Origin of the sequence: Propionibacterium acidifaciens DSM 21887, assembly GCF_000426605.1 — a bacterium.
Lineage (GTDB): Bacteria > Actinomycetota > Actinomycetes > Propionibacteriales > Propionibacteriaceae > Propionibacterium > Propionibacterium acidifaciens.
In genome coordinates this window covers 29,959-43,937 of record NZ_AUFR01000001.1, presented here as the reverse complement: position 1 = coordinate 43,937, position 13,979 = coordinate 29,959, and the positions used below count along the sequence as shown (strand labels likewise).

Sequence of the window (13,979 nt, the reverse complement as noted above, 5' to 3'; positions counted from 1 at the left end):
ACCGCGTCGCACGGGCCTCCGCGGTGGTCATCACCAGCTGCTGGCGCCGCCGCCACCGCCGCCGCCTCCGGAGAAGCCCCCGCCGCCGCTGAACGACGAGCCGCCGCTGGAGCCGAAACCACTGCCGGAGCCGCCGCTCGAGGGGGCGGGGCTGGAACCGGCGCTCATGGACCGCACCATGTTCCCGGCGAAGTAGCCGTAGTTGAAGGAGGCGGGGTCGCCGTAGTACCAGGCCGGCGGCGTGGCGGGCAGGCGCCCCTCTTCGGCGAGTCGCCGACAGATCTGCGCCCAACGGTTGGTCAGGTTGAGGGCGATCGCCCACGGAAGATACTCGCTGAAGATGTCCCGACCCTCCTCGAACTGGATCTGGTCAGCCTCCGCCGTCGCCAGATACTCATGGAAGCCGTCGACCTGGTCGGTGAACGCCCTGCCGAGCGCGGTGCGCTGACCCCGGGAGTGGATCTGCCAGCAACCGATGCCGAAGACGACCGCCGGTATGACGAAGCCGAGGATCGCCGCTGCGCTGGGGTCAACTGACGCCGCTGCGGCGGACTTCGTCGGCGTGAACTGCATGCCCCCGGAGCCCACGAGGGAGAACATGCCCAAGAGGATCGGAAGGCCGATCATCCACCAGAGGACCGTCGAGAGCATGGCCGAGCCTCTCTCGCCGACCTTTCCGGCGCTTTTCATGAGGCGGCTTTTCGTGGCCGAGTAGGTGACGTCGGAGCTGAGTTGCTCGCCGGCCTTCAACAACGCGCCCGGCTTGTGCAGGGCGACCTCGGCGCCGGGCTCGGCCTTCTCGTTCGAGAAGATCGTGCGCAGGAACTCCTCCTCGAACGGCTGGTCGACCCGGGAGGCGTCCACGAGCCGCGCATATACCCTCTCCCCATCATCCTCGGCACGCAACTGGATGGCGCCACGCACAGCAAGATCCACGAGCACAGCCGAGGTCTCCCGCGCCCCGATCCGCCCGTCGATGAGCAGACCACCGACCGCCACCGGCACATCGGGCGGAACCACCCGCACCGGGATCGTCTCATGATCGGACTTCTTGTCAGGACGCACCGGAGCATCATCGGTGCCGGCCGGCACCATACCGGGCGGCACATCGGCGAAACGCTCATCCCGGCTGTTTCGCCAGAACAGGAGGAGTCCGACGATCGCCGCGATCGTGCAGGAGCCGCCCACGCCCAGAAAGGCGAGCGACGCCTTGGCGGTCTCCGACATCCGCGCCTTCTCCAGGTGGGGCTGGTTGTCGGAGACAAGCCCCGGAGCGATCTTCGCCCCGATCGTCGTCACCGTCCCAGCCGTCCTCGGCTCCTGCGTGAAGACCCCCCTGCCGTCCACGACGGCCTGACTCGTGCACTCCGTGCTCGTCCCCGCCGCACCCGAGTAGCACCGCGTCTCCTGCACACCGCCCGGCACCTCGACACTCACCGAGAGCCGGTCGATCGTGGGCGCCTCACTGCCGACGACATCCCAGTAGAGCTCGTCGTAGTCCCCCGAGCTGCGCAACGCCCCCGACACCGTGTAACCGATCGTGTACGTCGCCGTGGCCGAGGTGATCCTCGTGTTCGCATCACCGATCTTGAGCGTCTCGGAGCAGTCCCTGGGATCGCCCTGCTCACAATCAGTGCTCGTCGTGAACGCCGCCGACGCGTCCGGGCTCGTCACCGACACATCCGTGATGTCGTAGACGGCGTCCTTCTTGTCGGCCTCGTCACCGAACGGTTCCCGCGTCGGCAGCGTCCGCTTGATCCCATGCCGCCCCGAGTTCGACCCGAAGCGCCACACGATCGTCTCCGACACGCGGAGCAGGCCATCCGTGCCGACGGTGAACGTCGTGTCCCACGAATCGACGCTGTCGTTCGTCTGCGCCTGCGCCGTACCCGGCACCAGCGCCCCCGCAACCACGAGCACCACCACCGCCAACACCGCACCCACCCGACCAGACCAACCATGCGGGGCGCCGTCGCGGCGGCGAGACCGGTCGGCATGGGGATGATTCGAACTGCTCACATCGTTCCTTCCGTCGTCGGGGCGTTCGGGGTACGGACGAGATCACCCGAGGCGTGTCCGGGGCCAGTGGGGGTGCTCCTCGTCGTGCGGGCGCTCAGCGGCGGCCCCTCCTCGTGCGGTCGGCCAGCTCTCGCTGGGCCTCGCGGTTCATGTCGCGCTCGCGGATCGCCTGGCGCTTGTCCCACTCGCGTCGGCCCGTGCCGACGGCGAGCTCGACCTTGGCGCGGCCGTCCTTGAAGTACATGGCCAATGGCACGAGCGTGCGGCCCGAGGAGGCCAGCTGGCGTTCCAGACGTGCGATCTCCTGGCGGTGCAGCAGGAGCTTGCGCTTGCGCAGGGCCGTGTGGCTGCGCCGCCAGCTGCCCATGGAGTATTCGGGGATGTTGGCCTGGTGCAGCCAGACCTCGCCGTCGTCGATGGTGGCGAAGGCATCGGCCAGCGAGGCGCGCCCGTCGCGCAGCGACTTGACCTCCGTGCCGGTGAGGACGATGCCCGCCTCGAGGCGCTCGCCGATCGAGTAGTCGTGCGTCGCCCTCCTGTTGCGGGCGATCATCCTCTCGCCCTTCTCGCGCGGCATGCCCGCTCCCTCCATCGATGTCCGTCCGCCCGATCGGGGCGAGACCCGTGTCGCTGTCCGAACGGGCGGGGCCCGGTGCCGCCCGAACGGGTGAGCATAGCACCATCGGCCCCTGCCCGGCCCGTCTGCGGCACCACCCTACCGGCAACCGCAGGAGCGCGGGCGGGCGCGAGGGGCTCAGACGCGCAGATGGCGACGGGTGACGACGAGGGTCGGCAGGACGGACAGGGCCACGCCGACGGCCAGCACGGCGAGCATCGCCCGGCCGGTCTGGGCCCATCCGATCATCCCGAGCGAGATCGTGACCGCCTGCGAGAGCCGGTCGACGACGAAGTACTGCAGGCCCGCCATGACGCCGCAGGCGAGCAGTGAGCCGATCACGCCGGCGAACAGGGCCTCGAGCAGGAAGGGCAGCAGAACGTAGGTGGTGGAGGCCCCGGCCAGGCGCATGATGGCGATCTCACGGCGCCGGGTGAATGTCGACATGCGGATCGAGTTGGCGATCTGCAGGGTGCCGGCCAGCAGGAGCACGCAGGCGATGCCCATCGTGCCCCATTTGAGGGCGTTGATGACGCGGAAGAAGGGGTCGAGGATCGGGTGCAGGTCCTGGACGTTCTGCACCCCGTCCAGCGCCGAGAGCTCGGAGACGAGGCCCCGATAGTTCTGCGGGTCCTTGAGCTTGACGCGGAAGGACTCCTGCATCTGCTCGACGGTGAGGGTGTCCTTGACCGGGTTGTCGCCGTAGGTGGTCTGGAACTCGTCGTAGGCCTCCTGCTTGGTCTGGTAGTAGATCGTCTCGACGTTCGGGTCGGACTCGAGCGCGGTGCGGATGGCCTCGCGCTGGTCGTCGGCGACGCCCCCGCCCTCGACGCAGTTGCCCCCGACCCCGCTCGCCGCGGAGTCCTGGTTGCACAGGAAGACCGAGATCTCGATCCGGTCGTACCACTCGCCCTTGAGCTCGTCGACCTCGGCGATGGTCATGAGGCTCGCGCCGAACAGTGCCAGCGAGACCCACATCGTGACGATGACCGAGAAGGTCATCGACATGTTCCGACGCAGGCCCGACCAGGTCTCACGCAGGGTGTGACGCATCGATGGACTCCTTGTCTGTGTGTACGAGGTCTGTGTGTGCGGGGGCTCGGGCGGACGGTCCTGACCGCGCGGACGACCGGGGGCCCGCGGGCTCATGCGGTGCCGTAGGCGCCGGTGGACTGGTCGCGGACGACCTCGCCGGCGTCGAGTTCGATGACGCGGCGGCGCATCTGGTCGACGATCATCGCGTCATGGGTCGCCATGAGCACCGTGGTGCCGCGGCGGTTGATGCGGTCGAGCAGCTTCATGATGCCGACGCTGGTGGCGGGATCGAGGTTGCCGGTGGGCTCGTCGGCGATGAGCACGAGCGGGTCGTTGGCGACGGCCCGGGCGATGGCCACGCGCTGCTGCTCACCGCCGGAGAGCTCCTCGGGGAGTCGGTCGCCCTTGGTCGACAGGCCCACCAGGTCGAGGGTGGCGGGTACGCGCTGGCGGATCTCGGCGCTGGGGCGGCCGATCACCTGGAGGCCGAAGGCGACGTTCTCGTAGACCGTCTTGCCGGGCAGCAGCCGGAAGTCCTGGAAGACCATGCCGACCTTGCGGCGCAGCTTCGGCACGCGGAACTGGCCGAGCCGACCGACGTCCCGGCCGTCGACGAGGACGCGTCCGGAGGTGGCGCGGATCTCGCGCACGATGAGGCGCAGGAAGGTCGACTTGCCCGAGCCGGAGGCGCCGACGAGGAAGGCGAACTCCCCCCTGTCGACGCTCACGTCGATGTGCGACAGCGCGGGGGCCGTCTGGTTCTGGTGGACCTTCGTGACGTTCTCGAATGTGATCACGGCTGCTTCCTGACGGCTGGACTGAGGCGGGTCCGCCGCGGCCGCAGAAGCCCTCGACGGTTCCCCACGAGTCTAGGAGGAGCCGTTCCGGCGCCCGGCTCGACGCGCCCGGCGTGTCGCGCGGACGGGGCCTCTCAGCTCTCCTGCTCGACCCTGCGGCGCCAGCGGATGCCCGAGTCGATGAAGGCGTCGATGTCGCCGTCGAAGACGGCGTCGGGGTTGCCCGACTCGTGGTTGGTGCGCAGGTCCTTGACCATCTGGTAGGGGTGCAGGACGTACGAGCGCATCTGGGAGCCCCATGAGTTGCCATCGGACTTGAGGGCGTTCATCTCGGCCTCGCGCTCCGCGCGGGCCCTCTCCAGCAGCTTCGCCTGGAGGACCCGCAGGCAGGCCGCCTTGTTCTGGATCTGGGAGCGCTCGTTCTGGCAGCTCACGACGATGCCGGTGGGCAGGTGGGTGACGCGCACGGCGGAGTCGGTCGTGTTGACGCCCTGGCCGCCGGGGCCCGAGGCGTGGAAGACGTCGACGCGGATGTCCTGCTCGGGGACGTCGATGTGGTCGGTCTCCTCGACGACCGGCAGCACCTCGACGCCGGCGAAGCTCGTCTGGCGCCGACCCTGGTTGTCGAAGGGGCTGATGCGCACGAGTCGATGGGTGCCCTGCTCCACCGAGAGGGTGCCGTAGGCGTAGGGGCACTTGACCGTGAAGGTCGCCGACTTGATGCCGGCCTCCTCCGCGTAGCTGATGTCGTAGACCTCGTAGGCGTACTCGTGGCGCTCGCACCAGCGCTCGTACATGCGCAGCAGCATGGCGGCGAAGTCCGCCGCGTCGACGCCCCCGGCCTCGGAGCGGATCGTCACGAGGGCGTCGCGCTCGTCGTACTCGCCGGACAGCAGGGTGCGCACCTCGAGGGACTCGATCTCCTCGGCGAGGGAGCCGATCTCCTTGTCCGCCTCGTCCGCAGTGGCCTCGTCGCCCTCCTCGGCGGCCAGTTCGACGAGCACCTGCACGTCATCGAGACGCCCGCGCAGCCCCTCGACGCGCTCGACGTCGGACTGGAGGCGCGAGAGCCTGCTCGTCACCTGCTGGGCGTGCTCCTGGTCGTTCCACAGATCGGGGGCCGCGGACTCGACCTCGAGCTCGGCGATCTGCTCCTTCCTGGCCGGCACGTCGACGACCGACTCGATCGACGCGAGCGACTTGTCGAGCTGGGAGATCCGTTCGTTCAATTCATCCAGGGCCACGTCGAGCAAGTCTACGGCACCGCCCGCCGGAGCCCGGCGGGCATGGACGGGCGGTCCGCGCGAATGGTGGGAGGATGGATGGGCCGCCGGGCCCGTGGAGCGGGTCCGGGACGCGACAGTCGACAGGGAGTTCCCGTGGGTGCGTTGAAGAACCAGCTCAAGTCCGATCTCGTGGTGGCCATGAAGGCCAGGGACGAGCAGGCCAGGTCGACGATCCGCATGGCGATCGCCGCCATCATGAACGCGGAGGTCTCCGGGCCCGCCCACGAGCTGAGCGACGAGGAGGAGCTGCGCATCCTCACTCGCGAGGTGCGCACGCGCGAGGACTCGGCCCGCACCTATGCCGACGCCGGTCGCGCCGAACTGGCCGAGAAGGAGTCGGCCGAGGCCGCCCTCCTGTCGCGCTATCTTCCCGCCCGGCTGTCCGAGGACGAGGTGACGGCCATGGTCGCCGAGGAGATCCGCGCCGTCTGCGGTGACGAGGCCCCGACCATGAGGAGCATGAGCGCCATCGTCAGGGCCGTCAACGCCCGCGCCGCCGGCCGCGCCGAGGGACGGGCCGTCGCCGCGGCGGTGAAGAGGGCCATCACCGGCTGACCGACGGGTCCCGCCGCGGAAACGGCCCCTGGGCGGCAGGCGTGGAGCACCCGCGAGACCCGTGCGGACCCCGGGCGATGCCGCGGAGCAGCGCAGGGCCGCGCAGCGGGACGCGCCGGAGGCGCCCCGGGGCTCCGGCGCGGACCCCGCCCGGAGCGTCCGCGGGTCGGGCCGGGAGCACATGCCGGACGCGCGCGCCGCGGGGCCGGGCCGCGGTCGATAATCATGGGTGCATGCGCACGATCGATCGGCGCGTGCGCACGCATCGGTGGGTGCCCGGGGCCGAGGGCCCCGGGTCCACCCGGAATCACAGCAGGAGGGCTCGTGCGTTCACGGAGAGCCATCGCCGCTCTGGCGGCGGCGTGCGCGGTGTCATTGACGGCCTGCCAGTCGGCCGACGCCGTCATCGCCGAGTACAACGACTCGGGCACGACGGGCTACGACACCTCGACGGTGCAGGCGGATCCGGCCGTCCAGGCCCTCGTTCCCGAATCGGTCTCGGCGGACGGCAGGCTGGTCATCGGCTCGAACCTGTACTGGGCCCCGGCCGAGTTCCAGCAGGGCGGCACCCCGGTCGGCTACGAGATCGACATGATGGGGGCCGTCGCCCGGCGCATGGGACTGGAACTGGGCGTCGAGAACGCCGAGTTCGACTCGATCATGCCGGCCATCGGGACCAAGTACGAGGCGGGCGCCTCGTCCTTCACGATCACGAGCGAGCGCGAGTCCAATTTCACCATGATCCAGTTCTACTTCGGCGGCATCGCATGGGCCGTGCAGACCGGCAACCCGACCGGCTTCGACCCGACGAACGTCTGCGGCCGCTCGGTCGGCGTCCAGACCGGCACGATGGAGGACGACGCGGTCGCCGAGCAGGCCACGCGCTGCCAGACGCCGCCCGACATCCAGCGCTACGACAGTCAGGACGCCGTGACGCAGGCCCTCGTCGGCGGGAAGATCGAGGCCATGTCGGCCGACTCCCCCGTCGTCGACTACGCGGTCTCCAGGACCGGCGGCACGATCTCGGCCATCGGCGAGGTCACCGAGATGGCCCCGTTCGGCGTCGTCGTCCCGAAGGACGACCCGGCCATGACCAGCGCCATGCAGGCCGCCCTGCAGTCCCTCATGAACGACGGCACGCTGAAGCGGATCTTCGCGGCCTGGGGCATCGATGACAACGTCGCCGAGCAGGCGGTCGTGAACCCGGAGGTCGAAGGATGAGCAACGAGTCAGCGGCCACGAGCGCCGACGCCCCGTCCGCCGGGGACGCCCCCCAGCTGATCCACGCGGTCCCGCTGCGCCACTGGGGGCGCTGGATCGCCGTCGCGGTGATCGTCGTACTGGCGGCCATGGCGGTTCACGGCTTGGTCACCAACAAGAACTACCACTGGGGCCTCGTGCTGCCCATGCTGTTCACCTACGAGATCGGCCGGGCCATCTGCTGGACGCTGATCCTCACGGTCGCCGCCATGGCGATCGGCATCGTCCTCGCCGTGACGCTGGCCGTCATGCGCCGCAGCGACAATCCGGTGATGCGCGCCGTGGCCACCTTCTACATCTGGTTCTTCCGCGGGACGCCGATCTACACCCAGCTGATCTTCTGGGGCCTCGTCGGCGTGCTCTACCCCCGGCTGAGCCTGGGCATCCCCTTCGGGCCGGAGTTCTGGAGCTTCCGCACCTACGACGTCTTCACCGCCGGTGTGTGCGCCATCCTGGGCCTGGGCCTGAACGAGGCCGCCTACCTGTCCGAGATCGTCCGCTCGGGGCTCGGCTCGGTCGACAGGGGCCAGGAGGAGGCCGCGCAGGCGCTCGGCATGGGTCCGCGCACGATCCTCCTCCGCATCGTCCTGCCGCAGGCCATGCGCGTCATCGTCCCGCCGACCGGCAACGAGACGATCTCGATGCTCAAGACCACCTCGCTGGTCACGGCCGTCCCGTTCACCCTGGAGCTCACCAAGGTCGCGACCGACTACGGCTCCCAGACGCTGCTGCCGATCCCCTTCCTCGTGGTCGCCGGCATCTGGTACCTGGTCATCACGTCGATCCTCATGTTCTTCCAGTCGAAGCTCGAGGCCTACTACGGGCGCAGCGACTCGCAGGCCCCGGACCGGTTGTCGCGGCGCGGCAGGCGCAGGCAGCGCACCTCGCGCCAGGCCGCGATCAACGCGGCGCGCACGACGCCGGACGCGGCGCCGAACGAGTGGGTCGGCTGAGGAGGACGGACATGGCAATGGTCGAGGTGCACGAGGTGCACAAGTTCTACGGCGATCTGCACGTCCTCAAGGGCGTGAGTCTTCAGGTCGAGCGCGGCCAGGTCTGCACGATCCTGGGCCCGTCGGGCTCGGGCAAGTCGACGCTGCTGCGCTGCGTCAACGTGCTCGAGGAGATCCAGTCGGGTTCGATCACGGTCGACGGCACGCTCATGGGCTACGGGCGGGACGAGCGGGGCAGGCTCCACGAGCTGCGGCCCAAGCAGCTGGCGGCGCAGCGGTCGAGGATCGGCATGGTCTTCCAGCGGTTCAACCTGTTCCCCCACATGTCCGCCCTCGGGAACGTCATGGCAGCGCCGGTGCGGGTGGCCGGCAAGCCGAAGGACGAGGCCCGCGCCCGGGCCATGGAGCTGCTGGAGCGCGTCGGTCTGGCCGACCGCGCCCACCACTTCCCGGCGCAGTTGTCCGGCGGTCAGCAGCAGCGCGTGGCGATCGCCCGCGCACTGGCCATGGAACCCGACCTCATGCTCTTCGACGAGCCCACCAGCGCCCTCGATCCCGAGCTGGTCGGCGAGGTGCTGGCGGTCATGCAGGACCTGGCGGCCTCGGGCATGACGATGATGGTCGTCACCCACGAGATGGGCTTCGCCCGCGAGGTCTCCGATCTGGCCGTCTTCATGGACGACGGTCTCATCGTCGAGTCCGGCTCCCCCGCCGAGCTGTTCGACCACCCGCAGCAGGACCGCACCAAGGAGTTCCTCCAGAAGGTGCTCACGCACACCGAGTGAGGCCCGGCGAGGGCCCGGGGCGCCCCGGGCCGGTGGGCGCAGACGGGCTCGAACCGCCGACTTCATCCTTGTAAGGGATGCGCTCTGACCAACTGAGCTATGCGCCCCTGTCCAGCGATTGTAGCGATGGGCGGGGGCGGGCGGATGCGCCCGGACGGAGCAGTGGCCCCGCCGAACGCCCGGCGGGGCCACTGTCCGCATCACCTCCACCCGCGCGGGCTCCCCGGCGGGGCGCTCGCGCGGGCCTGCGGATTCATGCCTCCTTCTTCTCCTCGGGCGAGCCCTCGACCTGGGCCGGGACGCTCGTACCGGTGACGGAGATCTTGCGCGGCTTGGCCTCCTCGGCCACCGGGATCGTCAGCGTCAGCACGCCATCGGCGTAGTCGGCGTTGACGTTCGCCAGGTCGAGGCCGCCGCCCAGGGTGAGCTGGCGGGCGAAGCTGCCGGTGGTGCGCTCACGACTCACCCAGTGGTTCTTGTCGCCGGACTCGATCTCGACGGGCTTGCGCTCGGCGGTGACGGTCAGCGTGCGGTCGTCGATGCCGACCTCGATGGTGGCCGGATCGACGCCCGGCAGATCCAGCTTCGCGATGAAGTTGTCGCCATCGCGGTAGAGGTCCATCGGCATGAGCCTGGCGTCGCGGGCCACGGCCCTGGCCGCCTGGTCGAAGAAGCGATCCATCTCGCGGAAGGGGTTGTACAGCATGGTGCTCATCGTGCGCCGTCCTTTGTGCGTCCTCGCCGCCCGGGAGTCTCCCGTGCGGGCACGGTTCCCGCGCCTCGACCGGCCGCGCCTCGACCGGTCTCACCGCGTTCACCTTGAGTAACCTTGACTCAACTCTGATTATTCCACCTTGAGCGGGCCACGCTCAACCCTCGTCGAAGAATTTTCCGGGTGCGCAGCAAGGCGGCGGGGCGGAACCACGACCGGCTCCGGCCGGTGGACGCGACCGGGCCGACGAGGACGCACCTGCGCGGGAAGGCGCGACGGGAGCGCGTCCCTGCACGGAGTCGCCGACGGAACCGCACGAGGACGTCGCACCTGCTCCGCGCCGGGCCCCTCAGGAACGCCGGGCGCTGTGCGAACGGACGATCCGGCACGCCTGCCAGTCGGGGCAGACCTCGACGGCGCTCGTCGCCGTGAGACCGGCGACCGAGGCGCCCTCGGAGATGTCGATCGGCTTGACGTACCCGGGACGGCCGATCTTGGGCGTCAGCAGCCAGATGTACCCCGCATCGGACAGATCGCGGAGCGCGTCGACCAGCGCATCGGCGACGTCGGTGTCGTCGCGCTGCCACAGGATGACCGCATCGACGGCCTCGACGACGTCCTCGATGAGGTCCGCGTCGATGAGGTCCATGATGTCGGCGCGCAGCTCCTCGTCGACGTCATCGTCCCAGCCCAGCTCCTGGACGATCATGCCGGGACGCAGCTTGAGTAGTTCGGCTCCCCCCATCGAGGTGGATGACTTGTCAGTACTGCCTGCCATGGCACTACTTCACCACATGCGGGTCCGTCTGCGCGCACCGGGACGCACCCGATCCGGCGCCGTCCCGGCCCGCGCGCCCGAGAGCGAGGGATTGGGTGCGTCCCCGCCGGGCGGACCGCACGTCGCCCGGCGGGGACGCCCACGAGGCGAGAGCACCGCCGGCACCCGCCGGGACGTAGAAGCAGGGGCGCCCACGGGCCGGTGACGCCCCTGCTCCGCCCTGCCGCGCCGGGGGAGCACGACGACATGCGCTCCCCCGATCAGTGCTCCTCGACCGGGGCCGCCGCCGCGGAGACATCGAGCAGGCCGTACCGCTCGGCGGCCTGGGCGGCCCACTCGGCGGGCACCTCGCCGCGGCGGGCGAGGGTCTGCAGGGTGGCGACCACCATCGACACGGCGTCGATGTGCACCTCGCGGCGGGCTGCGGCGCGGGTGTCGGAGAAGCCGAAGCCGTCGGCGCCGAGCACTGTGTAGTCGGTCGGCACCCACTCGCGGATCTGGTCCTGCACGGCCTTCATGTAGTCGCTCGTGGCGATCACGGGGCCGGGACGCCCGGACAGGCACCGCGTGACGAAGGGCACGCGCTGCGGCAGTTCGGGGTGCAGGAAGGACTGCTCGTTGCACTCGAGACCGTCCCGGCGCAGTTCGCCCCAGCTCGTGACGCTCCACACGTCGGCGACGACGCCCCAGTCGGCCTTGAGCAGCTCCTGGGCCCGGAGGGCCCACGGGACGCCGACGCCCGAGGCGAGCAGCTGGGCGCGGCGGGCGTCCGGGTTGACGCCCTCCATCGACCCCTCGCAGAGCAGGTGCATGCCCTTGAGGATGCCCTCGACGTCGACGTCGGCCGGCTCGGCGGGCTGCTCCATCGGCTCGTTGTAGGCGGTGATGTAGTAGGCGATGTCCTCGGGCTCGTCGCCGTACATGCGGCGCAGGCCGTCCTCGACGATGTGCGCCAGCTCGTAGCCGTAGCACGGGTCGTAGCTGACGAGCGCCGTGTTGGTGCTCACGAGGATCGGCGAGTGGCCGTCCATGTGCTGGGTGCCCTCGCCGGTGAGCGTCGTGCGCCCGGCGGTGGCCGCGATGTAGAAGCCGCGACCCATCTGGTCGGCGGCGGCCCACATCGCGTCGCCGGTGCGCTGGTAGCCGAACATCGAGTAGAAGAGGTAGATCGGGACCATCGGCTGGCCGTGGGTGGCGTAGCTGGTGGCGGCGGCGGTCCAGGCGGCGACCGAGCCGGCCTCGTTGATGCCCGTGTGCAGGAGCTGTCCGTTGACAGCCTCGCGGTAGCTGAGCATGAGGTCGTGATCGACCGGTGTGTAGTTCTGACCGTTCGGGTTGTAGATCTTGTTCGTCGGGAAGAACGAGTCCATGCCGAAGGTGCGGGCCTCGTCGGGAAGGATCGGCACGACGAACGGGCCGAAGCTCTTCTCGCGCATGAGGTCCTTGAGGATGCGCACGAAGGCCATCGTCGAGGCGATCTTCTGATGGCCGGAGCCCTTCTTGATCGACCTGTAGGCCTTCTCACCGGGCAGCTGCAGCTCCTTGCCGGTGGTGCGCCGCTCGGGCAGGAAGCCGCCGAGGGCCCGGCGGTGCTCGAACATGTACGCCATGGCGTCCGAGTCGTCGGGCTCCTTGTAGTACGGCGGCTGGTAGGGGTCGGCCTCGAGCTGGGCGTCGCTGATCGGGATCCCGCAGCGGTCGCGCAGGCCCTTGAGGTCGTCCAGGGCCAGCTTCTTCATCTGGTGGGTCGCATTGCGGCCGGCGAAGTGGGTGCCGAGGAAGTAGCCCTTGATCGTGTGCACGAGGATGACGGTCGGGCCGCCGTTGAACTCGGTGGCGGCCTTGTAGGCGTTGTAGATCTTCTTGTAGTCGTGGCCGCCGCGGCGCAGCGACCAGATCTCGTCGTCGCTCCATTCAGCGACCATGGCGGCGGTGCGGGGGTCCTGGCCGAAGAAGTGCTCGCGCACCCAGGCGCCGTCGTTGGCCTTCATGGTCTGGTAGTCGCCGTCATTGGTGGCGTTCATGATGGCGACCAGTGCGCCCTCGGCGTCGGCCGCCAGGAGCGGGTCCCAGTTCTCGCCCCAGATGACCTTGATGACGTTCCAGCCGGCGCCGCGGAAGAAAGCCTCGAGTTCCTGGATGATCTTGCCGTTGCCGCGCACCGGGCCGTCGAGACGCTGCAGATTGCAGTTGACGACGAAGGTGAGGTTGTCGAGGCCCTCGTTGGAGGCCAGCTGCAGGGCGCCGCGCGACTCGACCTCGTCCATCTCGCCGTCGCCGAGGAAGGCCCAGACGTGCTGACGGCTGGTGTCCTTGATGCCCCGGTTCTCGAGATAGCGGTTGAACTGCGCCTGGTAGATGGCGTTGATCGGGCCCAGCCCCATCGACACCGTCGGGAACTCCCAGAAGTCGGGCATGCGGCGCGGGTGCGGATAGCTCGGCAGCCCCCGCCCGCCGCGGGGACGGGAGTACTCCTGGCGGAATCCGTCGAGATCGGCCTCGGTGAGGCGGCCCTCGACGAAGGCGCGGGCGTACATGCCGGGGCTCGCGTGGCCCTGGAAGAAGACCTGGTCACCCCGGTCGTCGGAGTCCTTGCCGCGCCAGAAGTGGTTCAGCCCCACCTCGTACAGGTGGACGGCGCTGGCGTAGGTGGCGATGTGGCCCCCGACGCCGACGCCGGGACGCTGCTGGCGATGCACCATGACCGCCGCGTTCCAGCGGAGCGTGTGACGGATCCGCTGCTCGAGCTCCTCGTCGCCGGGGTACGGCGACTCCTGGTCGGCGGGGATCGTGTTGACGTAGTCGGTGGAGACCAACGAGGGCACCCCGATACGACGTTCACGGGCCCGCTCGTTGAGCTTGAGCATCACATAGCGGGCGCGGTTCTGGCCGTCAGCGTCGATCATCCCGTCCAACGAGTCGACCCACTCGCGGGTCTCCTCGGGGTCGGTGTCGGGCAGGCTCGTGGGCTGGCCGTTGAGAATGGGTCCGGGTTCCTCGCGAGGGATCACGCTGTCGTCCTTTCAGCTCAGCTGTCCGGCGGCGAGCGGTGCCGACGGACTGCCCCCATCTTCCAACCGGCGGGGAGCTCCCCGTTGGAAAACGGAACCAGCCCTCAGCGTAATTGGCCCGACCACGACCGGTCGGACCAACCGGGCCGACCGGTCGGGTCCCGATCTCATC

General features: G+C 69.6%; 12 protein-coding genes and 1 tRNA gene. 4 read left to right on the top strand and 9 right to left on the bottom strand.

The genetic code is table 11. The features are described from left to right. Nucleotides 1-30 precede the first annotated feature (30 nt). From K336_RS0100210 to prfB, 5 genes are all read right to left on the bottom strand, one after another. The gene (locus tag K336_RS0100210) at nucleotides 31-1,944 is read right to left on the bottom strand and encodes a DUF2207 domain-containing protein (protein WP_028705986.1); all 1,914 of its coding nucleotides are present in this window, start codon (nucleotides 1,942-1,944) and stop codon (nucleotides 31-33) included. A 169-nt stretch (nucleotides 1,945-2,113) separates the two neighbouring features. Then, on the bottom strand, nucleotides 2,114-2,596 hold the full coding sequence (gene smpB / locus K336_RS0100205) for an SsrA-binding protein SmpB (RefSeq protein WP_021796943.1): 483 nt from the start codon (nucleotides 2,594-2,596) through the stop codon (nucleotides 2,114-2,116). A gap of 177 nt (nucleotides 2,597-2,773) precedes the next feature. Then, nucleotides 2,774-3,688: a permease-like cell division protein FtsX gene (ftsX, locus tag K336_RS0100200; protein ID WP_051245253.1), complete on the bottom strand. Its 915-nt coding sequence runs from the start codon at nucleotides 3,686-3,688 to the stop codon at nucleotides 2,774-2,776. Nucleotides 3,689-3,780: 92 nt separating this feature from the next. Further along, on the bottom strand, nucleotides 3,781-4,467 hold the full coding sequence (gene ftsE, locus K336_RS0100195; RefSeq protein WP_028705984.1) for a cell division ATP-binding protein FtsE: 687 nt from the start codon (nucleotides 4,465-4,467) through the stop codon (nucleotides 3,781-3,783). 134 nt (nucleotides 4,468-4,601) lie between these two features. After that, entirely contained in the window at nucleotides 4,602-5,720 is a 1,119-nt protein-coding gene (prfB, locus tag K336_RS0100190) for a peptide chain release factor 2 (RefSeq protein WP_028705983.1), read from the bottom strand. A gap of 126 nt (nucleotides 5,721-5,846) precedes the next feature. Here prfB and K336_RS0100185 point away from each other — a divergent pair, with 126 nt between their 5' ends. The 4 genes from K336_RS0100185 to K336_RS0100170 all read left to right on the top strand — a co-directional run bounded on the left by K336_RS0100185 (nucleotide 5,847) and on the right by K336_RS0100170 (nucleotide 9,306). Further along, complete coding sequence (locus K336_RS0100185) at nucleotides 5,847-6,308, top strand: GatB/YqeY domain-containing protein (RefSeq protein WP_028705982.1); 462 nt, start codon at nucleotides 5,847-5,849, stop codon at nucleotides 6,306-6,308. 324 nt (nucleotides 6,309-6,632) lie between these two features. After that, nucleotides 6,633-7,529 carry a transporter substrate-binding domain-containing protein gene (locus K336_RS0100180; RefSeq protein WP_021797187.1) on the top strand — a complete coding sequence of 299 codons (897 nt, stop codon included), beginning with the start codon at nucleotides 6,633-6,635 and terminating at the stop codon, nucleotides 7,527-7,529. Then, nucleotides 7,526-8,521 carry an amino acid ABC transporter permease gene (locus K336_RS13225; protein ID WP_021797189.1) on the top strand — a complete coding sequence of 332 codons (996 nt, stop codon included), beginning with the start codon at nucleotides 7,526-7,528 and terminating at the stop codon, nucleotides 8,519-8,521. Before K336_RS0100180 ends, K336_RS13225 begins: the two co-directional genes overlap by 4 nt. 17 nt (nucleotides 8,522-8,538) lie before the next feature. Continuing rightward, a complete protein-coding gene (locus K336_RS0100170) occupies nucleotides 8,539-9,306 on the top strand; it encodes an amino acid ABC transporter ATP-binding protein (RefSeq protein WP_155944944.1) in 768 nt (255 codons plus the stop codon). Between the two features lie 33 nt (nucleotides 9,307-9,339). Here K336_RS0100170 and K336_RS0100165 read toward each other — a convergent pair. The 4 genes from K336_RS0100165 to aceE form a co-directional block, all read right to left on the bottom strand. Then, nucleotides 9,340-9,413, bottom strand: a tRNA-Val gene (locus K336_RS0100165). A gap of 146 nt (nucleotides 9,414-9,559) precedes the next feature. Beyond that, entirely contained in the window at nucleotides 9,560-10,021 is a 462-nt protein-coding gene (locus K336_RS0100160) for an Hsp20/alpha crystallin family protein (RefSeq protein ID WP_028705980.1), read from the bottom strand. 346 nt (nucleotides 10,022-10,367) lie between these two features. Further along, nucleotides 10,368-10,796 (bottom strand): DUF3052 domain-containing protein, encoded by a 429-nt coding sequence (locus K336_RS0100155; RefSeq protein WP_021797184.1) that lies wholly within the window; start codon nucleotides 10,794-10,796, stop codon nucleotides 10,368-10,370. 260 nt (nucleotides 10,797-11,056) lie between these two features. Beyond that, nucleotides 11,057-13,807 carry a pyruvate dehydrogenase (acetyl-transferring), homodimeric type gene (aceE, locus tag K336_RS0100150; protein WP_021797191.1) on the bottom strand — a complete coding sequence of 917 codons (2,751 nt, stop codon included), beginning with the start codon at nucleotides 13,805-13,807 and terminating at the stop codon, nucleotides 11,057-11,059. Nucleotides 13,808-13,979 lie beyond the last annotated feature (172 nt).